This window comes from Paenibacillus sp. Negev47, assembly GCF_058313655.1.
In genome coordinates this window covers 5,972,821-5,991,359 of sequence record NZ_CM177754.1, presented here as the reverse complement: position 1 = coordinate 5,991,359, position 18,539 = coordinate 5,972,821, and the positions used below count along the sequence as shown (strand labels likewise).

The 18,539-nt window shown below is 45.3% G+C and carries 34 protein-coding genes; all 34 read left to right on the top strand.

From position 1 onward, the window contains the following. The first annotated feature begins 4 nt into the window (after positions 1 to 4). The 34 genes from tuf to rplM all read left to right on the top strand — a co-directional run bounded on the left by tuf (position 5) and on the right by rplM (position 18,531). Positions 5 to 1,195, top strand: coding sequence for an elongation factor Tu (gene tuf / locus AC4G47_RS27065; RefSeq protein WP_062836181.1), 1,191 nt, complete (start codon positions 5 to 7; stop codon positions 1,193 to 1,195). A 436-nt stretch (positions 1,196 to 1,631) separates the two neighbouring features. Then, positions 1,632 to 1,940, top strand: a complete 309-nt coding sequence (gene rpsJ, locus AC4G47_RS27060) for a 30S ribosomal protein S10 (RefSeq protein ID WP_017692074.1) — start codon at positions 1,632 to 1,634, stop codon at positions 1,938 to 1,940. A 46-nt stretch (positions 1,941 to 1,986) separates the two neighbouring features. Then, a complete protein-coding gene (gene rplC / locus AC4G47_RS27055; protein WP_458124242.1) occupies positions 1,987 to 2,610 on the top strand; it encodes a 50S ribosomal protein L3 in 624 nt (207 codons plus the stop codon). 25 nt (positions 2,611 to 2,635) lie between these two features. Further along, on the top strand, positions 2,636 to 3,259 hold the full coding sequence (gene rplD, locus AC4G47_RS27050) for a 50S ribosomal protein L4 (RefSeq protein WP_017692076.1): 624 nt from the start codon (positions 2,636 to 2,638) through the stop codon (positions 3,257 to 3,259). Continuing rightward, positions 3,259 to 3,549 (top strand): 50S ribosomal protein L23, encoded by a 291-nt coding sequence (gene rplW / locus AC4G47_RS27045; RefSeq protein WP_017692077.1) that lies wholly within the window; start codon positions 3,259 to 3,261, stop codon positions 3,547 to 3,549. The genes rplD and rplW overlap by 1 nt, the downstream gene beginning before the upstream one ends. Positions 3,550 to 3,579: 30 nt before the next feature. Continuing rightward, positions 3,580 to 4,410, top strand: a complete 831-nt coding sequence (gene rplB, locus AC4G47_RS27040) for a 50S ribosomal protein L2 (RefSeq protein ID WP_024633585.1) — start codon at positions 3,580 to 3,582, stop codon at positions 4,408 to 4,410. Between the two features lie 71 nt (positions 4,411 to 4,481). Next, on the top strand, positions 4,482 to 4,760 hold the full coding sequence (gene rpsS / locus AC4G47_RS27035) for a 30S ribosomal protein S19 (protein WP_062836183.1): 279 nt from the start codon (positions 4,482 to 4,484) through the stop codon (positions 4,758 to 4,760). Between the two features lie 35 nt (positions 4,761 to 4,795). After that, a complete protein-coding gene (gene rplV, locus AC4G47_RS27030) occupies positions 4,796 to 5,128 on the top strand; it encodes a 50S ribosomal protein L22 (protein ID WP_024633583.1) in 333 nt (110 codons plus the stop codon). Between the two features lie 15 nt (positions 5,129 to 5,143). Next, the gene (gene rpsC / locus AC4G47_RS27025) at positions 5,144 to 5,809 is read left to right on the top strand and encodes a 30S ribosomal protein S3 (RefSeq protein WP_036607182.1); all 666 of its coding nucleotides are present in this window, start codon (positions 5,144 to 5,146) and stop codon (positions 5,807 to 5,809) included. Between the two features lie 2 nt (positions 5,810 to 5,811). Next, positions 5,812 to 6,246, top strand: coding sequence for a 50S ribosomal protein L16 (rplP, locus tag AC4G47_RS27020; protein ID WP_017692082.1), 435 nt, complete (start codon positions 5,812 to 5,814; stop codon positions 6,244 to 6,246). Beyond that, the gene (gene rpmC / locus AC4G47_RS27015; protein ID WP_017692083.1) at positions 6,236 to 6,433 is read left to right on the top strand and encodes a 50S ribosomal protein L29; all 198 of its coding nucleotides are present in this window, start codon (positions 6,236 to 6,238) and stop codon (positions 6,431 to 6,433) included. Before rplP ends, rpmC begins: the two co-directional genes overlap by 11 nt. A 48-nt stretch (positions 6,434 to 6,481) precedes the next feature. Further along, the gene (gene rpsQ / locus AC4G47_RS27010; RefSeq protein ID WP_017692084.1) at positions 6,482 to 6,748 is read left to right on the top strand and encodes a 30S ribosomal protein S17; all 267 of its coding nucleotides are present in this window, start codon (positions 6,482 to 6,484) and stop codon (positions 6,746 to 6,748) included. A gap of 35 nt (positions 6,749 to 6,783) precedes the next feature. Further along, complete coding sequence (gene rplN, locus AC4G47_RS27005) at positions 6,784 to 7,152, top strand: 50S ribosomal protein L14 (RefSeq protein ID WP_017692085.1); 369 nt, start codon at positions 6,784 to 6,786, stop codon at positions 7,150 to 7,152. Between the two features lie 39 nt (positions 7,153 to 7,191). Continuing rightward, positions 7,192 to 7,545 carry a 50S ribosomal protein L24 gene (gene rplX, locus AC4G47_RS27000; RefSeq protein ID WP_017692086.1) on the top strand — a complete coding sequence of 118 codons (354 nt, stop codon included), beginning with the start codon at positions 7,192 to 7,194 and terminating at the stop codon, positions 7,543 to 7,545. A gap of 32 nt (positions 7,546 to 7,577) precedes the next feature. After that, positions 7,578 to 8,120: a 50S ribosomal protein L5 gene (rplE, locus tag AC4G47_RS26995; protein WP_221825249.1), complete on the top strand. Its 543-nt coding sequence runs from the start codon at positions 7,578 to 7,580 to the stop codon at positions 8,118 to 8,120. Between the two features lie 73 nt (positions 8,121 to 8,193). Beyond that, positions 8,194 to 8,379 carry a type Z 30S ribosomal protein S14 gene (locus tag AC4G47_RS26990; RefSeq protein ID WP_013312154.1) on the top strand — a complete coding sequence of 62 codons (186 nt, stop codon included), beginning with the start codon at positions 8,194 to 8,196 and terminating at the stop codon, positions 8,377 to 8,379. Positions 8,380 to 8,411: 32 nt separating this feature from the next. Beyond that, positions 8,412 to 8,810: a 30S ribosomal protein S8 gene (gene rpsH / locus AC4G47_RS26985; protein ID WP_017692088.1), complete on the top strand. Its 399-nt coding sequence runs from the start codon at positions 8,412 to 8,414 to the stop codon at positions 8,808 to 8,810. A gap of 30 nt (positions 8,811 to 8,840) precedes the next feature. Beyond that, positions 8,841 to 9,383, top strand: a complete 543-nt coding sequence (rplF, locus tag AC4G47_RS26980; RefSeq protein ID WP_017692089.1) for a 50S ribosomal protein L6 — start codon at positions 8,841 to 8,843, stop codon at positions 9,381 to 9,383. 117 nt (positions 9,384 to 9,500) lie between these two features. After that, complete coding sequence (gene rplR, locus AC4G47_RS26975) at positions 9,501 to 9,869, top strand: 50S ribosomal protein L18 (protein WP_017692090.1); 369 nt, start codon at positions 9,501 to 9,503, stop codon at positions 9,867 to 9,869. Positions 9,870 to 9,896: 27 nt separating this feature from the next. Continuing rightward, the gene (rpsE, locus tag AC4G47_RS26970) at positions 9,897 to 10,394 is read left to right on the top strand and encodes a 30S ribosomal protein S5 (RefSeq protein WP_017692091.1); all 498 of its coding nucleotides are present in this window, start codon (positions 9,897 to 9,899) and stop codon (positions 10,392 to 10,394) included. Between the two features lie 13 nt (positions 10,395 to 10,407). Then, positions 10,408 to 10,593 carry a 50S ribosomal protein L30 gene (rpmD, locus tag AC4G47_RS26965; protein WP_017692092.1) on the top strand — a complete coding sequence of 62 codons (186 nt, stop codon included), beginning with the start codon at positions 10,408 to 10,410 and terminating at the stop codon, positions 10,591 to 10,593. 43 nt (positions 10,594 to 10,636) lie between these two features. Continuing rightward, positions 10,637 to 11,077 carry a 50S ribosomal protein L15 gene (gene rplO, locus AC4G47_RS26960; protein WP_062836188.1) on the top strand — a complete coding sequence of 147 codons (441 nt, stop codon included), beginning with the start codon at positions 10,637 to 10,639 and terminating at the stop codon, positions 11,075 to 11,077. Next, positions 11,077 to 12,375, top strand: coding sequence for a preprotein translocase subunit SecY (gene secY / locus AC4G47_RS26955; protein ID WP_047841120.1), 1,299 nt, complete (start codon positions 11,077 to 11,079; stop codon positions 12,373 to 12,375). Before rplO ends, secY begins: the two co-directional genes overlap by 1 nt. A gap of 90 nt (positions 12,376 to 12,465) precedes the next feature. Then, the gene (locus AC4G47_RS26950) at positions 12,466 to 13,110 is read left to right on the top strand and encodes an adenylate kinase (protein WP_145326568.1); all 645 of its coding nucleotides are present in this window, start codon (positions 12,466 to 12,468) and stop codon (positions 13,108 to 13,110) included. 3 nt (positions 13,111 to 13,113) lie between these two features. After that, positions 13,114 to 13,866 (top strand): type I methionyl aminopeptidase, encoded by a 753-nt coding sequence (map, locus tag AC4G47_RS26945; protein WP_062836189.1) that lies wholly within the window; start codon positions 13,114 to 13,116, stop codon positions 13,864 to 13,866. Between the two features lie 10 nt (positions 13,867 to 13,876). Beyond that, on the top strand, positions 13,877 to 14,185 hold the full coding sequence (locus AC4G47_RS26940) for a hypothetical protein (protein WP_458124240.1): 309 nt from the start codon (positions 13,877 to 13,879) through the stop codon (positions 14,183 to 14,185). 3 nt (positions 14,186 to 14,188) lie between these two features. Further along, a complete protein-coding gene (infA, locus tag AC4G47_RS26935; RefSeq protein WP_017692098.1) occupies positions 14,189 to 14,404 on the top strand; it encodes a translation initiation factor IF-1 in 216 nt (71 codons plus the stop codon). A gap of 152 nt (positions 14,405 to 14,556) precedes the next feature. Next, the gene (rpmJ, locus tag AC4G47_RS26930) at positions 14,557 to 14,670 is read left to right on the top strand and encodes a 50S ribosomal protein L36 (protein ID WP_003333770.1); all 114 of its coding nucleotides are present in this window, start codon (positions 14,557 to 14,559) and stop codon (positions 14,668 to 14,670) included. Positions 14,671 to 14,690: 20 nt separating this feature from the next. After that, on the top strand, positions 14,691 to 15,059 hold the full coding sequence (gene rpsM, locus AC4G47_RS26925; protein WP_062329455.1) for a 30S ribosomal protein S13: 369 nt from the start codon (positions 14,691 to 14,693) through the stop codon (positions 15,057 to 15,059). Between the two features lie 19 nt (positions 15,060 to 15,078). Beyond that, on the top strand, positions 15,079 to 15,474 hold the full coding sequence (rpsK, locus tag AC4G47_RS26920) for a 30S ribosomal protein S11 (RefSeq protein ID WP_017692100.1): 396 nt from the start codon (positions 15,079 to 15,081) through the stop codon (positions 15,472 to 15,474). Between the two features lie 136 nt (positions 15,475 to 15,610). Further along, positions 15,611 to 16,555, top strand: a complete 945-nt coding sequence (locus AC4G47_RS26915; protein WP_017692101.1) for a DNA-directed RNA polymerase subunit alpha — start codon at positions 15,611 to 15,613, stop codon at positions 16,553 to 16,555. 34 nt (positions 16,556 to 16,589) lie between these two features. Continuing rightward, positions 16,590 to 16,955, top strand: coding sequence for a 50S ribosomal protein L17 (gene rplQ, locus AC4G47_RS26910; protein ID WP_017692102.1), 366 nt, complete (start codon positions 16,590 to 16,592; stop codon positions 16,953 to 16,955). A 160-nt stretch (positions 16,956 to 17,115) separates the two neighbouring features. Next, positions 17,116 to 17,889: a tRNA pseudouridine(38-40) synthase TruA gene (gene truA / locus AC4G47_RS26905; protein WP_491103616.1), complete on the top strand. Its 774-nt coding sequence runs from the start codon at positions 17,116 to 17,118 to the stop codon at positions 17,887 to 17,889. 204 nt (positions 17,890 to 18,093) lie between these two features. Next, positions 18,094 to 18,531, top strand: a complete 438-nt coding sequence (gene rplM / locus AC4G47_RS26900) for a 50S ribosomal protein L13 (RefSeq protein WP_024633564.1) — start codon at positions 18,094 to 18,096, stop codon at positions 18,529 to 18,531. Positions 18,532 to 18,539 lie beyond the last annotated feature (8 nt).

Genomic DNA, 18,539 nt, shown 5'->3' with positions numbered 1-18,539 from the left:
TCAAATGGCAAAGGCTAAATACGAACGTAATAAACCCCACGTTAACATCGGTACTATCGGTCACGTCGATCACGGTAAAACAACTCTGACTGCTGCAATCACAACTGTATTGTCCAAAACTTACGGTGGTGCTGCTGTAGCATTCGACCAAATCGACAAAGCTCCAGAAGAGCGCGAGCGCGGTATCACTATCTCCACAGCACACGTTGAGTACGAAACTGACACTCGTCACTACGCTCACGTAGACTGCCCAGGTCACGCCGACTATGTTAAAAACATGATCACTGGCGCGGCACAAATGGACGGAGCTATCTTGGTAGTATCCGCAGCTGACGGCCCAATGCCACAAACTCGTGAGCACATCTTGCTCTCCCGTCAAGTAGGCGTGCCTTACATTGTTGTATTCTTGAACAAATGTGACATGGTTGAAGACGAAGAGTTGTTGGAATTGGTTGAGATGGAAGTTCGCGACCTTCTTAACGAATATGAGTTCCCAGGTGACGATACTCCAATCACTCGTGGATCCGCTCGTGAAGCATTGGCTAACCCTGATGGTGAGTGGGCTCAAAAAATCGTTGAGATGTTCAAAGAGATCGACACTTACATCCCACTGCCTGAGCGTCAAACTGACAAGCCTTTCTTGATGCCTGTCGAGGACGTATTCTCCATCACTGGTCGTGGTACTGTTGCTACTGGCCGTGTAGAGCGTGGTACTGTTAAAGTCGGCGAAGAGATCGAAATCGTTGGTATCACTGAAGAAACTAAAAAATCTGTTGTAACAGGCGTTGAGATGTTCCGCAAATTGCTGGATTCCGCTCAAGCTGGTGACAACATCGGAGCACTTCTTCGTGGTGTTGACCGTAACAACATCGAGCGTGGCCAAGTTTTGGCTAAACCGGGTTCTGTTAAGCCTCACACAGAATTCACAGCTCAAATCTACGTTCTGACTAAAGAAGAGGGCGGACGTCACAAACCATTCTTCACTGGTTACCGTCCACAGTTCTACTTCCGTACAACTGACGTAACAGGCATCATCAACTTGCCTGAAGGTACTGAAATGGTAATGCCTGGTGATAACATCACTGTTACTGTTTCCCTGATCTCCCCAATCGCGATTGAAGAAGGAACTAAGTTCTCCATTCGTGAAGGCGGACGTACAGTAGGTGCCGGTTCCGTAGCATCTATCCAAAAATAATTTAGCTTAACGCTAAATAAAGCATATGCAACAGTGTACTGGAACGAGTAACAGTGTATTGTAACGAAGCTTCGGAAGAGTTCTTTATCCGACATCGGATAGAGAACTCTTTTATTATGTGTAAAGTTTCGGAACCTGCGTCATGCAAAATGAACATCATTTACGAGTTTAGAAGGATTGGCAAGGCAGCCTGGATATTGAAGATAAACACTGCAGTAAACGAAGTCATTTCATCAGAAAAGATAAGTTTAAATGTTTTTCTTAAATATGCTTGCAATACGCCCATCTTTTCTATATAATAATGAATGTTGTTCTGTGACGTTGCGATGATGTGAGAGGTTACTGGCACACCCGGCCCCTTTGCCATGGGACAGTGGCTAGAAAATTTTCACGGAGTATGTCCGATAAAAATTGGGCGATAGAAGGAGGGACTAAAATGGCAAAGCAAAAAATTCGTATTCGTTTGAAAGCTTACGACCACAGAATTCTTGATCAATCCGCGGAGAAAATTGTTGAAACAGCAAAACGTTCGGGTGCAGGTGTATCCGGTCCGATTCCGCTTCCTACTGAAAAACAAATCATTACTATTCTTCGTGCGGTGCACAAGTACAAGGATTCTCGGGAGCAATTCGAACAACGCACACATAAGCGTTTGATCGACATCGTTAACCCGACTCCACAAACTGTGGATGCCTTGATGCGCTTGGATCTGCCGTCCGGTGTAGATATCGAAATTAAATTGTAATATAAGCTACAACAAAGACCATGTATAAAGGAAAAGAGGTGTCAACATGAAAGCAATCTTAGGAAAAAAACTCGGAATGACTCAAGTATTTACACCTGAGGGTAACGTTGTACCAGTAACGGTTATCGAAGCAGGCCCTTGTGTTGTTTTGCAAAAGAAAGACATTGAGAATGATGGCTATGAAGCAATTCAAATCGGTTACTCCGATAAGAAAGAGAAAAATGCTAACAAGCCAGAAGCAGGTCACGCTAAAAAAGCGAACACTGCCCCTAAGCGCTACGTTCGTGAAGTTCGCGGTATCAACATCGCAGAATATGAAGTTGGCCAAGAACTGAAAGCTGACATTTTCGCTGAAGGCGAATTCGTTGACGTAACGGGTATTTCTAAAGGTAAAGGTTTTGCCGGCGTTATCAAACGTTGGGGACAAAGCACTGGACCTATGTCACACGGTTCGCGTTACCACCGTGGCCCTGGTTCAATGGGTTCGATCCAAGCTAACCGCGTTCCTAAAGGCAAACGCCTGCCAGGACACATGGGACATGATACTGTTACAATCCAACGTCTTGAAGTAGTTAAAGTAGACGCTGAGCGTAACGTGTTGCTCGTGAAAGGTTCCATTCCTGGACCGAAAAACAGTCTCATCAGAGTTAAAGAAACGGTGAAAAAATAACCACTGAAGAAAGGAGGAACACAAAATGCCAAAAGTATCAGTTTACAATGTAGATGGTAGCCAAGTAGGTGAAGTTGAATTGAACGATGCGGTTTTCGGAATTGAGCCGAACCAACACGTTCTGTACGATGCAGTTCTTATGCAACGCGCTTCCCTTCGTCAAGGTACCCACAAAGTAAAAGGACGTTCTGAAGTACGTGGCGGTGGACGTAAGCCTTGGAAACAAAAAGGTACAGGTCGCGCTCGTCAAGGTTCAATTCGTTCACCACAATGGAAAGGCGGCGGTATCGTATTTGGTCCAACACCACGGAGCTATGCGTATAAACTGCCTAAGAAAGTTCGCCGCTTGGCGATCAAATCAGCCCTTTCATCCAAAGTGCTTGACAATGACATTATCGTTTTGGACGCTCTCACGTTGAGCACGCCTAAAACTAAAGAATTTGCAGCCATCTTGAGTAACCTCAAAGTGGGACGTAAAGCTTTGATCGTAGCTCCTAGCTATGATGATAATGTAGCTCTTTCCGCACGGAATATTCCAGGCGTGAAATTCGTAGCTGCTGACGGCATTAATGTTCTTGACGTGCTTTCGCACGACAAATTGATCATTACGAAAGAAGCAGTTCAGAAGGTAGAGGAGGTGCTCGCGTAATGAAGGATCCTCGTGATATTGTAAAACGTCCGATTATTACGGAACGTACTGCTGACATGATGAACGACTTGAAATATGTATTTGAAGTCGATATCCGTGCAAACAAAACCGAGATCAAAAAGGCAGTAGAAGCTATTTTCAATGTAAAAGTGAAAAACGTGAACACGCTTCGTGTTCCAGCTAAGCCAAAACGGTACGGACGTTATTCCGGATATACTAGCGAATGGAAAAAAGCGTTTGTAACGCTTACAAAAGACAGCAAAACGCTTGAGTTCTTTGAAACTGTATAATTGAATTTTTGAAGTAAGGAGGGAAACCCAGTGCCAATCAAAAAGTATAAACCAACATCCCCGGCAAGACGGAATATGTCCGTTTCAACATTTGAGGAAATCACCACAGATCAGCCGGAGAAATCGTTGTTGGCCCCGTTGAGCAAACAAGCAGGCCGCAACAACCAAGGTAAAATTACAGTTCGTCACCATGGTGGTGGACACAAACGTAAATACCGTATCATTGACTTCAAACGTACTAAAGATGGAATACCGGGCCGCGTTGCTACGATTGAGTATGACCCGAACCGTACATCTAACATCGCTCTGATTCACTATGCTGATGGTGAGAAACGTTATATCATCGCTCCTAAAGGTTTGAAAGTTGGAGATCAAGTATTCTCCGGACCGGAATCAGACATCAAAATCGGTAACGCACTGCCACTCGAAAACATTCCAGTAGGTACCGTTATCCACAACATCGAGTTGAAACCAGGTAAAGGCGGACAATTGGTTCGTGCTGCTGGTACAGAAGCTCAATTGCTTGGTAAAGAAGAAAAATACGTTTCCGTTCGTCTCTCTTCCGGAGAAGTTCGTCGTATTTTGAAAGTTTGCCGCGCGACAATCGGATCTGTTGGTAACCAGGACCACGAGCTCATCAAAATCGGTAAAGCTGGTCGTAGCCGTTGGTTGGGTAAACGTCCTGAGGTTCGTGGTGTAGTAATGAACCCTAACGATCACCCACACGGTGGTGGTGAAGGTCGTGCTCCAATCGGACGTAAATCGCCAATGTCACCATGGGGTAAACCTACTCTTGGTTACAAAACGCGTAAGAAAAATAAAGCTTCTGATAAATACATCATTCGCCGCCGCACGAAGTAATACACACTGTGCATAACTTCGTGAGGCATCTGCGGATGCATAATAGCTACGTTTGAAGGGAGGATCTCCACATGGGTCGCAGTTTGAAAAAAGGGCCATTCATTGATGGCTACATGCTCAAAAAGGTAGAAGAGATGGAAGCTTCAGGTAAGAAGAACGTAATCAAAACCTGGTCCCGTCGTTCTACAATTTTCCCGCAATTCATCGGACACACATTTGGCGTTTACGATGGTCGTAAACACGTGCCAGTGTATGTAACTGAGGACATGGTCGGACACAAACTGGGTGAGTTCGCTCCAACCCGTACGTACAAAGGCCATACTGATGATGATAAGAAAACAAGAAGATAAATGAACATCTTTAATGTTTGAGAGGAGGTTACACAATGGAAGCAAAAGCACATGCTAAGTTTATCCGGATTGCTCCTCGTAAAGTTCAACTCGTTGTTGACTTGATTCGCGGCAAGCAAGTAGGTGAGGCGGTTGCCATTCTCCGTCACACTCCGAAATCCGCTTCTCCAATCGTTGAGAAGTTGCTTAACTCCGCTATTGCGAATGCGGAACATAACTATTCTTTGGATGTTAACAACTTGGTTATCTCGCAAGCTTACGTGAACCAAGGACCGACAATGAAACGTTTCCGCCCTCGTGCAATGGGACGTGCAAGTCGTATTAACAAACGTACTAGCCACATTACTTTGGTGGTATCTGAGAAGTAGAAGGAGGGGAAATGTGTGGGCCAAAAGGTAAATCCAGTCGGACTCCGTGTCGGAATTATCCGTGACTGGGAATCTAAGTGGTATGCAGGCAAAGACTTCGGTGATCTTTTGATGGAAGACGTGAGAATTCGTGAATTCCTGAAAAATAAATTGAAAGACTCCGCTTTATCTCGTGTAGAAATTGAGAGAGCGGCTAACCGCGTAAACGTAACGATTCACACTGCTAAACCAGGTATGGTTATTGGTAAGGGTGGTTCGGAAGTTGAGAATCTTCGTAACCAAATTACGAAAATTGCTGGCGGTAAAAAAGTACACATCAACATTTCTGAAATTAAGAACCAAGACTTGGACGCTGTTCTTGTAGCTGAAAGCATTGCACAACAATTGGAACGTCGTGTTTCTTTCCGTCGTGCTCTGAAACAAGCAATTCAAAGAACTATGCGCTCCGGTGCTAAAGGTATCAAAACTCAAGTAGGCGGACGTCTTGGCGGTGCTGAGATCGCACGTTCTGAAGGCTACAGCGAAGGAACTGTTCCACTGCACACACTGCGTGCTGACATTGACTATGGTACAGCAGAGGCTCATACTACTTACGGACTTATCGGCGTAAAAGTATGGATCTATCGTGGAGAGGTTCTTCCTACGGCTAAGAAACAAGCTGCTAAGGAAGGAGGCAACTAATCATGTTGGTACCAAAACGCGTAAAACACCGTAAGCAACAACGTGGACATATGAAAGGCCAAGCTAAAGGCGGAACAACTCTGAACTTTGGCGAATACGGTCTGCAAGCTACGGAACCGGCTTGGATTACGAACCGTCAGATCGAAGCGGCTCGTATTGCGATGACTCGTTACATCAAACGTGGTGGTAAAGTTTGGATCAAAATTTTCCCAGACAAACCAATCACTCAAAAGCCTCTCGAGGTTCGGATGGGTAGCGGTAAAGGTAACGTAGAAAAATGGGTTGCAGTAGTGAAACCAGGTAAGATCATGTTTGAACTTGCTGGTGTACCGGAGGAAATTGCACGCGAAGCAATGCGTCTTGCCGCTCACAAACTGCCAATCAAAACGAAGTTCGTGAAACGTGAAGAATTGGGTGGTGAAGCAAATGAAAGCTAGTGAATTTCGCAACCTAACCTCTGCTGAAATCGAGCAAAAGATTGCCGGATTTAAAGAAGAACTCTTTAACCTCCGCTTTCAATTAGCTACCGGTCAGCTGGATAACCCGACTCGCATCCGTGATGTGCGGAAAGAAATAGCTCGTGCTAAAACCATTATCCGTGAGAGAGAATTGGGAATCGGTTAATTAGGGATAGGATGGACAATCCGTCCGTAATCAGGAAGGAGGCCAACAATGAGCGAAGAACGTAACGCACGTAAAGTGCAAACTGGTAAAGTGGTCAGCGATAAAATGGACAAAACGATTGTTGTTGCTGTAGAAACTTACAAAAAACACAACTTGTACCATAAACGCATTAAGGTTACTAAAAAATTCAAAGCGCATGACGAAGAAAACACTGCGAAAATCGGTGACACGGTGAAAATCATGGAGACTCGTCCGCTTTCGAAAGATAAACGCTGGAGACTTACTGAAATCGTAGAAAAAGCGGTTATCATCTAATGCATCAGCAGCATTGCTGAAAGGAGGAATACTAAATGATTCAACCATTTACACGTTTGACTGTGGCCGACAACTCCGGTGCGAAGGAACTGATGTGTATCCGCGTACTCGGCGGTACGGGACGTCGTACAGCTCAAATCGGTGATCTGATCGTTTGTTCTGTTAAACAAGCAACACCAGGCGGCGTTGTCAAAAAAGGTGATGTAGTTAGAGCGGTTGTCGTTCGTACGAAACGTTCTGTACGTCGTAAAGACGGTTCCTACATCGGTTTTGATGAAAATGCAGCGGTTGTTGTAAAAGACGACAGAAGCCCACGTGGAACACGTATTTTCGGACCAGTTGCTCGCGAACTTCGCGATAAAGACTTCATGAAAATCGTTTCCTTGGCTCCAGAAGTTATCTAAAGCTTAATCTCGTGATGTTAGAAACAGGAGGTGTACGAAATGCCAAGAGTGAAAAAAGTTCTGGAATCCCATAACAACAAACTTCACGTTAAAAAGGAAGATACGGTTATGGTGATCAGCGGTAAAGACAAAGGTAAAAAAGGCCGTGTCATCGCTGCTTATCCTCGTGAGAACCGCGTCCTTGTGGAAGGTGTTAACATGGTGAAAAAACACCAGAAGCCTAACCAGCAAAATCCGCAAGGCGGCATTATCGAGAAGGAAGCTCCGATTCACGTTTCCAACGTAATGCACATCGATCCGAAGAGCGGAAAAGTAACCCGTGTAGGTTACAAAGTTTTGGATAACGGTAAGAAAGTGCGCGTTGCTAAACGTTCCGGAGAAATTATCGACTAATTGAACCGAATGAGAAAGGAGGGCTATGATTCATGGCATCAAGAATGAAAGAACGTTACCTGCAAGAAATCGCTCCTGCTTTGATGCAGAAGTTTAACTATACAACGGTAATGCAAGTGCCGAAAATCGAGAAAATCGTTATCAACATGGGTGTGGGCGACGCTGTCCAAAACTCTAAAGTGTTGGATTCCGCAGTAAGCGATTTGCAACTGATCGCAGGTCAAAAACCTGTAATCACTCGTGCTAAAAAATCTATCGCAGGATTCAAACTGCGTGAGAATATGCCTATCGGTGTGAAAGTAACATTACGCGGTGAGCGTATGTACTTCTTCCTAGATAAATTGCTCAACGTAACGCTTCCTCGTGTCCGCGACTTCCGCGGTGTATCGAGTAAAGCTTTCGATGGACGTGGTAACTACACACTGGGTCTGAAAGAGCAACTGATCTTCCCAGAGATCGAGTATGATAAAGTTGATAAAGTCCGCGGTATGGATATTGTCATCGTAACAACGGCGAAAACAGACGAAGAGTCCCGCGAATTGCTCACGCAAATGGGAATGCCTTTCGTTAAGTAATGTTGGCATAACGTTTCCGGGTGTCTGGAAAGACTCCCTTTTCTCCGAAATTATTTAGGAGGTGTCAGGCTAAGTGGCAAAAACTTCGATGAAAGTTAAACAACAACGTACACCTAAGTTTAAAGTACGTGCATATACACGCTGTGAGCGTTGCGGACGTCCACATTCGGTCCTGCAAAAGTTCAAAATTTGCAGAATTTGTTTCCGTGAATTAGCTTATAAAGGCCAGATCCCTGGCGTGAAAAAAGCAAGCTGGTAAAAAGTCCTGAACGGGAAGGAGGTTAACTCACAATGACTATGTCTGATCCAATTGCAGATATGCTTACTCGTATTCGTAACGCGAACACTGTTCGTCACGAAACGGTAGAAATGCCTGCTTCGACAATGAAAAAACAAATCGCCGATATCCTGAAGCGTGAAGGTTTCATCCGTGACGCTGAAGTTATCGATGATAACAAACAAGGGATTATCCGTGTTTTCCTGAAATACGGTCAAAATAACGAGCGCGTTATCACTGGTCTGAAAAGAATCAGTAAACCTGGTCTTCGTGTTTACACGAAAAGCAACGAAGTACCTCGTGTACTGGGTGGCCTGGGAATCGCGATCATCTCGACATCTAAAGGTATCATGACGGACAAAGAAGCTCGTCAATCGAAATCCGGCGGAGAAGTCGTTTGCTACGTTTGGTAATATAACGTCACAAGATAGGAGGTGCAACATATGTCTCGTATTGGTCGCAAACCAATCACAGTACCAAGTGGTGTAGACATCACCCTGGACAACACCGTTATTACGGTAAAAGGACCTAAAGGAACTTTGACTCGTGAGCTTCATAAGGACATGAAGGTTACAGTTGAAAATAACGAAATCACAGTTGTGCGTCCTTCCGATAACAAAACTCACCGTTCTTTGCACGGCACAACGCGTAGCGTTGTAAACAATATGGTGAGCGGCGTTACTGAAGGATTCGCGAAATCTCTGGAATTGGTTGGGGTCGGATATCGTGCAAGCAAATCCGGAGATAAAATCGTTCTGAACGTTGGTTACTCTCACCCGGTTGAAATTACACCGGAAGCGGGAATCGAATTCGAAGTACCTTCGAATACAAAAATCATCGTTCGCGGAATCGACAAAGAGCGTGTAGGTGCTTACGCTGCTAAAATCCGTTCCGTTCGTGAACCTGAGCCGTACAAAGGTAAAGGTATTAAATATGAAGGCGAGCGTATCATCCGTAAGGAAGGTAAAGCCGGTAAGAAGAAATAAGATTTCTCTTACCGCCTTTGCGCGGCTTTCGGCTTGCTTGCTTCGTGTGTTTCTAATATACCCCGTGGCTTCTGCTTTGAAGCCAGCGAGGTAACCTGAAAGGAGTGAATCTTTGAGATGATTACGAAACCAGATAAAAACAAGGCTCGTCTGAAAAGACACCTTCGTGTTCGTAAGAAAATCCAAGGAACGGCAGCACGTCCTCGTTTGAACGTATTCCGTTCTGGTAAACATATGTACGCTCAAATTATCGATGATGTTGCTGGTGTAACAATCGCTTCCGCGTCTACTGTAGACAAAGAGTTGAGCACTGACATCAAAAATGGCGCATCTGTTGAATCAGCTCGTAAAGTCGGCGAACTCGTTGCTAAACGTGCGAAAGACAAAGGTGTTTCCAACATCGTATTTGACCGTAGCGGATATCTGTACCATGGTCGTATCGCAGCTTTGGCTGAAGCGGCTCGTGAAGCAGGACTTGAGTTTTAAGATATTTTTCAAAAGGAGGTTAACGACTTGCGTGTAGATCCGAATACTTTGGAACTGACTGAAAGAGTTGTAAATATTAATCGCGTAGCTAAAGTAGTAAAAGGCGGACGCCGTTTCAGCTTTAGCGCACTGGTTGTAGTCGGCGACGGCAACGGCTGGGTTGGAGCTGGTATCGGTAAAGCGGGCGAAGTACCTGATGCAATTCGCAAAGGTATTGAAGACGCTAAGAAAAACCTTGTACACGTTCCACTCGTAGGAACATCGATTCCTCACTTGGTAACAGGTAAGTTCGGCGCAGGACGCGTGCTGTTGAAACCAGCATCTGAAGGTACTGGTGTTATCGCTGGTGGTCCTGTACGTGCGGTTCTCGAACTTGCTGGTGTAGGTGACATTTTGACAAAATCTCTGGGTTCTTCGAATTCCATGAACATGGTCAATGCGACTTTGGAAGGTTTGTCCCGTTTGAAGCGTGCTGAAGACGTGGCTAAACTGCGCGGAAAATCCGTCGAAGAGCTTCTGGGTTAAGGAGGGAATTCTCATGGCTAAATTAGAAATTACCCTCGTCCGCAGTTTGATCGGACGTCCGGAGACGCAAAGAACAACTGTGAAAACATTGGGTTTGCGCAAAATCAATAGCAAAGTGGTTCAAAACGATAATCCTGCCATTCGTGGTATGATTAACAAAGTAAGCCACTTGGTTGCTGTTAAAGAAGTAGAAGCTTAATAACGGGTTAATCCCACAAATCTTTAAGGAGGTGCAACGAACGATGAAGTTACATGAGCTTTCACCATCTCCTGGATCCCGCAAAGAACGTAAACGTCTTGGTCGCGGTCCAAGTAGTGGTACAGGTAAAACATCAGGTCGCGGTCACAAAGGACAAAACGCTCGTTCTGGCGGTGGAGTACGTCCAGGCTTCGAAGGTGGACAAAATCCATTGTATCGTCGCTTGCCAAAACGTGGTTTTGTAAACCCAACTCGCAAAGAATATGCAGTTGTGAATACTGAAGACCTGAACAGTTTTGCTGCGGGTACTGAAGTAACTCCAGAATTCTTGATGACGAACGGCGTAGTTAAAAACGCTAAATCCGGAATCAAAATCCTGGGTAACGGTGATGTCACTGTGAAGCTGACTGTTAAAGCTAACAAGTTTTCTCAATCTGCTATTGAGAAAATTGAAGCTGCCGGCGGTACAACTGAGGTGATTTAATGTTCAAGACCCTAAAGAATATCTGGCGGGTTGAAGATCTGCGCAAAAGGGTATTATTTACCCTTTTTGTACTGATCATTTACCGCATCGGCTCCTTTGTTCCCGTACCGGGAGTTAACAAAGATGTGTTCGAAGCGACAAATTCTGCGGGTAAAGAAGTTTTTGGACTTCTCAATACGTTCTCGGGTGGAGCGCTCTTCCAGTTCTCGATATTTGCGCTCGGGATCGTGCCTTACATCACTGCGTCTATCATAGTACAGTTGCTTTCCATGGACGTTATTCCTAAATTAGCGGAGTGGGCAAAGCAAGGTGAACAAGGTAAGAAGAAATCTGCACAGTTGACCCGTTATCTAACCATCGGGCTGGCATTGATTCAAGCGTTTGGTACGTCGATCGGATTCAACCGCTTGTACAATACAGAGATGGTTCCTAACGCTACATTTGCAGATTATATCTTGATTGCGATTGTACTTACGGCCGGTACTTCATTCCTGATGTGGCTTGGTGAGCAGATCACCGAGAAGGGCATAGGAAACGGGATTTCGATCTTGATCTTTGCTGGTATCCTATCAACGGTGCCTAATATTATCAAACAAACGATCGAATCTGACTTCATTCAACCTGACCAACTGTTTATGAATATTCTTAAAGGTGTAATCATCGCAATTGTTATTGTGTTGATCATCATAGGGGTCATTTACATTCAGCAGGCGATTCGGAAAATTCCGGTACAGTACGCTAAACGTGTCGTAGGTAACAAAATGTACGGTGGACAGAATACACATATCCCGCTGAAAATTAATGCAGCAGGTGTTATCCCTGTCATCTTCGCATCATCGCTGTTGATGTTCCCAACGATCATCGCCAACTTCTGGGCAGATCGCCTATGGGCACAGTGGATCGGACAGAACCTGACTACACACAAACCTCTGGGTATGTTGCTGTATGTCGTGATGATCTTCGGTTTCACATTCTTCTATACTTTCGTACAGATGAATCCACAGCAGATGGCTGATAATATGAAAAAGAACGGCGGTTACATCCCAGGCATTCGCCCGGGTAAAGCAACCGAGAAATATCTGACCCGTGTCATGACTCGTTTGACAATGGCCGGAGCCATCTTCTTGGCAGTCATTTCCGTTCTGCCTGTATTCTTAGGGGCACTTTCTGGTTTGCCTCAATCTGCGCAAATTGGAGGAACATCCCTCCTGATCGTTATCGGTGTTGCGCTGGATACGATGAAGCAAATCGAAAGCCAATTGATCAAACGCCACTACAAAGGTTTTATCAATAAATAGGCAATAGGTACCGGTCAAGCTAAGATTTACTTGCCGGCACCTATTGTGCTGTTTGTTGATGTAGGGTAGTCTTGGAGGGAGTGACATAACGTGAACATCCTATTCATGGGCCCTCCTGGGGCAGGAAAAGGAACACAAGCAGACGTCATCGTGAAAGAGTTCGGTATTCCCCATATTTCAACGGGCGATGCATTTCGTCTCGCGATCAAACAGGGAACTCCCATTGGCCTGAAAGCCAAGGAATATATGGATCAAGGATTGCTTGTACCAGATGATGTGACCATTGGCATCGTTGAAGAACGTTTGCAGCAGCCTGACTGCAGAGAAGGTTTCCTCTTGGACGGATTTCCAAGAACCCTGTCGCAAGCAGAAGCGCTCGATGGCATTCTGGATCGATTGAACTCAGGTCTCGATCATGTAATCAACCTGAAAGTGGACCGCAACAAATTGCTCGCTCGTCTGACGGGTCGTCGAATTTGCAAGAACTGTGGTTCCACTTATCATGTGGTGTTCAATCCGCCTAAGCAGGAAGGTATTTGTGATAAATGCGCCGGTGAGTTGTATCAACGCTCTGATGATAATGAAGAGAGTGTAGGTACCCGACTGGACGAGTATATCAACAAAACAGCACCACTCCTCACGTTCTATGAGACTAAAGGTCTTCTTCGTCAAATGAACGGAGAACAGGATATCGATCAAGTTTCTAAAGAAATCGTGTCCTTACTGAGAGGTTAATTGATGATCATTGGTAAGTCCGAAACGGAACTGGGCTTGATGAGGGAAGCAGGGAGAATTGTTGCGGAAACGCATCGTCTCTTGGCAGAGCATATCGCTCCCGGTATTACGACTGGAGAACTTGACCATATGGCCGATCAATACATCCGCAGTCAAGGAGCTGTGCCGTCTTTCAAAGGTTATAACGGTTTCCCTGCCAGTGTGTGCGCTTCAGTAAATGAAGAGTTGGTACATGGATTTCCCGGCAAACGCAAGTTGAACGAGGGCGATATCGTTACGTTTGACATTGGCGCGCAGTACCAGGGGTATCATGGAGATTCCGCCTGGACTTATCCGGTCGGCCGTATTTCCGAAGAAGCCCGTCGTCTTCTGGACGTTACCGAGGCTTCGTTATACGCAGGTCTGGCGCTGGTAAAACCGGACGTTCGCTTGTTTACAATATCTCATGCGATTCAGAAATATATTGAAGATGAAGGGTTCTCCGTAGTTCGTGAATATGTCGGTCACGGCATAGGCGCGGATCTGCACGAAGAACCACAGATTCCGAACTATGGTCTTCCCGATCGGGGACCACGGCTTAAAGCGGGCATGGTGCTGGCCATAGAGCCGATGGTTAACGTAGGTAGACGGTATGTGAAAACGTTGGAAGATAACTGGACTGTCGTCACGGTTGATGGAACGTTATGTGCCCACTTTGAACACACCGTAGCAGTTACACCAGATGGTATGGAAATTTTCACAAAACTGAATGCGTAGGTGATGAGGCATGAACAATCAGTCTAATCCGCAGCTCGGTCAACTTGTGAAGATCCGTAAAGGCCGCAATGCGGACCAAGCCGCAGTAATTGTTGCTATAGCGGACAGTAAGTTCGTGTATATTGCGGATGGAGACAAACGTAAGTTTGATCAACCCAAGAAGAAGAATCTTCTTCATCTTGAACTCCAGCCCATGATTAGTAGCGAGGTTGTAAACAGTTTAAACGAGTGTGGTCGGGTGACAAATGGAAAGCTCCGCTATGCGGTTCATTCATTTCTGGAATCCACCAACATTCAAGCTGATGAGAAAGGAGACTGACTAATGGCCAAGGAAGATGTCATTGAAGTGGAAGGTACGGTTCTCGAACCGCTACCGAACGCAACATTCAAGGTTGAGCTTGAGAACGGTCATCAAATTCTCGCTCACGTTTCCGGAAAACTACGGATGCACTTTATTCGTATCCTGACTGGAGACAAAGTAGTTGTTCAGTTGTCACCTTATGATTTAACAAAAGGTCGCATAACTTACCGTAAATAGTAGTAGACAGTTGCAATGAACTGTGAAGCTTATGTAGCGGGTTTTGCCCGGCAAAACTTGCGAAAGCTTCGAAGCCGGTTTTACAATAGTAGAACAAGGTCAATGCTTACGAAGAGGGTTTTGCTTAGCAAAACTTTGAGGAGGTAATTCACATGAAGGTAAGACCTTCGGTCAAGCCGATTTGCGAAAAGTGCAAAGTCATTCGCCGCAAAGGGAATGTTATGGTTATCTGTGAAAATCCGAAACACAAACAAAAACAAGGTTAAAGAAGGGGGTGTAGCGTAAAATGGCACGTATAGCTGGTGTGGATTTGCCACGTGATAAGCGCGTTGAGATCGCCTTGACTTATATTTTCGGAATCGGTAAAACGACTTCCCAGAAAATTCTGAGCACAACAGGCATCAATCCGGACACTCGTGTTCGTGATTTGACGGAAGATGAAGTCAGCAAATTGCGTGAAAGTATCGATAAAGAGGTCAAAGTAGAAGGTGACCTGCGTCGAGAAATCTCTTTGAATATTAAACGTTTGACGGAGATCGGTTGTTACCGTGGAGTTCGTCATCGTCGTGGTCTGCCTGTTCGTGGACAACGTACGAAAACGAATGCTCGTACTCGTAAAGGTCCTCGTCGTACAGTAGCGAACAAGAAAAAATAATAAGGGGGGATAAGAGAAAATGGCTAAACCGAAAAAAGTCGTACGTACTAAACGTCGTGACCGTAAGAATATTGAATCTGGCGTGGCGCATATCCGTTCCACTTTCAATAACACTATCGTTACTATTACGGATCCTCACGGAAATGCAATTTCGTGGGCAAGCTCCGGCGGCCTCGGATTCAGAGGTTCCCGTAAATCGACTCCGTTTGCTGCACAAATGGCTGCTGAGACTGCTGCCAAAGCTGCAATGGAACATGGGATGAAAGCCGTTGAGGTTATGGTTAAAGGACCAGGCGCAGGCCGTGAAGCAGCGATCCGCTCTTTGCAAGCTGCTGGTCTTGAAGTTAACCTGATCAAAGACGTAACTCCAGTCCCGCATAACGGATGCCGTCCTCCAAAACGTCGTCGTGTCTAATGAGATTTGCCCCTGCGTGTGGTATATTTCCGGCACAATCTGCTAATAATGGTTGTTTAGGCATACTACTACATGTTTTCGCAAGAGAAGGTAAATGTTTCATAGAGGACCGACGTTTTGAAGGAGGGGTATTGCAGTGATTGAAATCGAAAAGCCGAAAATTGAGACGGTAGACGTCAACGATGATGGCACCTATGGGAAATTCGTAGTAGAACCGCTTGAGCGCGGATACGGTACGACGCTTGGAAACTCGCTTCGCCGAATCTTACTCTCGTCACTGCCGGGTGCGGCAGTGTCTTCGGTTCAAATCGATGGCGTTCTGCATGAATTTGCTACAGTTCCTGGCGTAATGGAAGATGTTACGGAGGTTATTCTTAACCTGAAAGCTTTGTCGCTTAAAATTCATTCGGATGAGGAGAAAGTGCTCGAGATTGATGCTGAAGGCGAAGGAGCAATTACGGCTGGAGATATCCGTGCTGACTCCGATGTAGAAATCCTTAACCCGGATTTGCACATTGCTACGCTTGGACCAGGTTCGAGACTTCACATGCGTATTTTTGCCAATCGCGGTCGCGGCTACGTCCAGGCAGATCGGAATAAACGCGATGACCAGCCGATCGGCGTCATCCCAGTCGATTCCATCTTCACCCCGATCAGTCGCGTTAACTACGCTGTGGAAAATACGCGTGTCGGTCAAGTGACCAACTATGACAAGCTCACGTTGGAAGTTTGGACTGACGGAAGTATTCGTCCTGAAGAGGCTGTAAGCCTTGGCGCTAAAATTTTGACTGAGCATTTGATGCTCTTCGTGGGTCTTACAGACGAAGCGAAAGATGCAGAGATCATGGTCGAAAAAGAAGAAGACAAAAAAGAAAAAGTACTCGAAATGACGATCGAAGAGCTGGATCTCTCTGTTCGTTCCTACAACTGCCTCAAACGTGCCGGTATTAATACTGTGCAAGAGCTGACTACGAAAACAGAAGAAGACATGATGAAAGTCCGTAACCTCGGACGTAAGTCTTTGGAAGAAGTTCAAGAGAAGCTTGAGGAACTTGGTTTGGGACTCCGTACAGAAGAATAGACAGCCGAGTGCTTGAAGTGAAGGAGGGAAAACAATGGCATACCAAAAGTTGGGCCGTAATTCCAGCGCACGTAAAGCTTTGTTCCGTGACCTGGTAACCGACCTGTTCTTATACGAACGCATTCAGACAACTGAAGCGAAAGCAAAAGAGGTTCGCTCTATTGCTGAAAAACTGATCACTAAAGCGAAAAAGGGAGATCTTCATGCCCGTCGCCAAGTGGCAGCATATGTTCGCCGCGAAACTATCGATGGTGAGCAAGATGCAATCCAAAAACTGTTTAGCGAATTGTCCGGTCGTTACGCTGAGCGTCCAGGTGGATACACTCGTATCCTGAAACTGGGACCTCGTCGTGGTGACGCAGCGCCAATGGTTTACTTGGAACTGGTAGACCGCGCGTAAAACAGATGAGATGAGGAAAGGGGACAGAATCAAATGATTCTGGATTAACCCTTTTTTTCTCTTCATTTCGGAATTCGTGCTGTAATAGAAGCTCCGTAAGGGGCTTCTTTTGCTGTTCGGGATAGGGATATGTATAGTATGGAACAAAGGTGTGGTAATAATGCGGAACTTATGTATGACGTTAACTTATGATGGCACTGCCTATTACGGCTTTCAAGTTCAGCCGGGAGGGAATACTATTCAGGACCATCTTGAAGATGCCATTCGTGCGTTGACCGGTGAGACTGTTAAAATTACAGGATCAGGCCGAACGGATGCAGGCGTTCACGCTCGCAGACAAATCTTCAATTTTCCTACGGCGTCCCAAATTCCGATTGAACGTTGGTGTATTGCACTCAACTCCAGATTACCATCTGATATTGTCGTTATTGACGCGATTGAAGTTTCGGCTGATTTTCATTCTCGCTATGCAGCGAAAAAGAAAACGTATCGTTATACAGTCAATGCGAACCAATTTCCGGATGTTTTCAACAGAAGACTGCAGTATCATCATCATGCGAAGCTGGACATTACGGCAATGCAGGAGGGCTTGCGTCATTTCATAGGGACGTATGATTTTACCTCTTTTGCTTCACGCAAGTCTCAGAAAGAGAATCATGTACGTTCGGTATACGAAGCATGGATGGAAGTGGACCGATCAATGTGCAGAGACCATCCGCGTGATCAGGGTGTCATTCACATTTATGTGAGTGGTAACGGCTTTTTGCAGCATATGGTTCGCATCATTGTAGGGACACTGCTGGAGATCGGAGAGGGCAAACGGAAAGCCTCTGATGTACCGAATATGATTGCTGCAAGTAATCGATCTGCTGCAGGACCTACTGCAGTTAGCTGTGGTTTAATGCTCTGGGATCTTGAATACAAAAAAGATTAAATTTGGTGAGTGAAAAGCTTAATTAACACTTGCGGTTTAAGCGCCTATCATGTAATATAAAAGTTGTGTTTTCTTAATGGCTTTCCCACAGCCCCAATTAAGAGGTTCACATCAAATTTACAATCCATCAACACCTAAAGTTATAACTTAACGAACGAAGATAAATGAAAATGATGATTTTGAACATTTAAGGAGGAACTTTTCATGCGTACTACGTACATGGCGAAGCCTAACGAAGTTGAGCGCCAATGGCACATCATTGATGCTGAAGGCAAAACCCTCGGACGTTTGGCGAGCGAAGCAGCTGCTTTGATTCGCGGCAAACACAAGCCACAATTCACTCCACATGTGGACACTGGCGATTTCGTTGTTATCATCAATGCTGAGAAAATCGTATTGACTGGTAAGAAAATGCAAGGTAAAAAATACTACCGTCACTCAATGCACCCAGGTGGTTTGAAAGTAACTACAGCTGAAGAGATGGTTAAAAACAAACCTGAGCGTATGTTGGAATTGGCTGTTCGCGGTATGCTTCCTAAAACTCGCATGGGCGAGAAAATGAAGTTGAGACTTAAAGCGTACAGAGGTACTGAGCATCCACATGCAGCACAAAAACCAGAAGTTTACGAACTTCGCGGTTAATTAAAAGG

Bases quoted from the DNA above. Each gene is read 5' to 3' on its own strand.
- tuf (WP_062836181.1), top strand. From the start codon at position 5: ATGGCAAAGGCTAAATACGAACGTAATAAACCCCACGTTAACATCGGT.
- rpsJ (WP_017692074.1), top strand. From the start codon at position 1,632: ATGGCAAAGCAAAAAATTCGTATTCGTTTGAAAGCTTACGACCACAGA.
- rplC (WP_458124242.1), top strand. From the start codon at position 1,987: ATGAAAGCAATCTTAGGAAAAAAACTCGGAATGACTCAAGTATTTACA.
- rplD (WP_017692076.1), top strand. From the start codon at position 2,636: ATGCCAAAAGTATCAGTTTACAATGTAGATGGTAGCCAAGTAGGTGAA.
- rplW (WP_017692077.1), top strand. From the start codon at position 3,259: ATGAAGGATCCTCGTGATATTGTAAAACGTCCGATTATTACGGAACGT.
- rpsS (WP_062836183.1), top strand. From the start codon at position 4,482: ATGGGTCGCAGTTTGAAAAAAGGGCCATTCATTGATGGCTACATGCTC.
- rplV (WP_024633583.1), top strand. From the start codon at position 4,796: ATGGAAGCAAAAGCACATGCTAAGTTTATCCGGATTGCTCCTCGTAAA.
- rplP (WP_017692082.1), top strand. From the start codon at position 5,812: ATGTTGGTACCAAAACGCGTAAAACACCGTAAGCAACAACGTGGACAT.
- rpmC (WP_017692083.1), top strand. From the start codon at position 6,236: ATGAAAGCTAGTGAATTTCGCAACCTAACCTCTGCTGAAATCGAGCAA.
- rpsQ (WP_017692084.1), top strand. From the start codon at position 6,482: ATGAGCGAAGAACGTAACGCACGTAAAGTGCAAACTGGTAAAGTGGTC.
- rplN (WP_017692085.1), top strand. From the start codon at position 6,784: ATGATTCAACCATTTACACGTTTGACTGTGGCCGACAACTCCGGTGCG.
- rplX (WP_017692086.1), top strand. From the start codon at position 7,192: ATGCCAAGAGTGAAAAAAGTTCTGGAATCCCATAACAACAAACTTCAC.
- rplE (WP_221825249.1), top strand. From the start codon at position 7,578: ATGGCATCAAGAATGAAAGAACGTTACCTGCAAGAAATCGCTCCTGCT.
- rpsH (WP_017692088.1), top strand. From the start codon at position 8,412: ATGACTATGTCTGATCCAATTGCAGATATGCTTACTCGTATTCGTAAC.
- rplF (WP_017692089.1), top strand. From the start codon at position 8,841: ATGTCTCGTATTGGTCGCAAACCAATCACAGTACCAAGTGGTGTAGAC.
- rplR (WP_017692090.1), top strand. From the start codon at position 9,501: ATGATTACGAAACCAGATAAAAACAAGGCTCGTCTGAAAAGACACCTT.
- rpmD (WP_017692092.1), top strand. From the start codon at position 10,408: ATGGCTAAATTAGAAATTACCCTCGTCCGCAGTTTGATCGGACGTCCG.
- rplO (WP_062836188.1), top strand. From the start codon at position 10,637: ATGAAGTTACATGAGCTTTCACCATCTCCTGGATCCCGCAAAGAACGT.
- secY (WP_047841120.1), top strand. From the start codon at position 11,077: ATGTTCAAGACCCTAAAGAATATCTGGCGGGTTGAAGATCTGCGCAAA.
- map (WP_062836189.1), top strand. From the start codon at position 13,114: ATGATCATTGGTAAGTCCGAAACGGAACTGGGCTTGATGAGGGAAGCA.
- AC4G47_RS26940 (WP_458124240.1), top strand. From the start codon at position 13,877: ATGAACAATCAGTCTAATCCGCAGCTCGGTCAACTTGTGAAGATCCGT.
- infA (WP_017692098.1), top strand. From the start codon at position 14,189: ATGGCCAAGGAAGATGTCATTGAAGTGGAAGGTACGGTTCTCGAACCG.
- rpmJ (WP_003333770.1), top strand. From the start codon at position 14,557: ATGAAGGTAAGACCTTCGGTCAAGCCGATTTGCGAAAAGTGCAAAGTC.
- rpsM (WP_062329455.1), top strand. From the start codon at position 14,691: ATGGCACGTATAGCTGGTGTGGATTTGCCACGTGATAAGCGCGTTGAG.
- rpsK (WP_017692100.1), top strand. From the start codon at position 15,079: ATGGCTAAACCGAAAAAAGTCGTACGTACTAAACGTCGTGACCGTAAG.
- rplQ (WP_017692102.1), top strand. From the start codon at position 16,590: ATGGCATACCAAAAGTTGGGCCGTAATTCCAGCGCACGTAAAGCTTTG.
- truA (WP_491103616.1), top strand. From the start codon at position 17,116: ATGCGGAACTTATGTATGACGTTAACTTATGATGGCACTGCCTATTAC.
- rplM (WP_024633564.1), top strand. From the start codon at position 18,094: ATGCGTACTACGTACATGGCGAAGCCTAACGAAGTTGAGCGCCAATGG.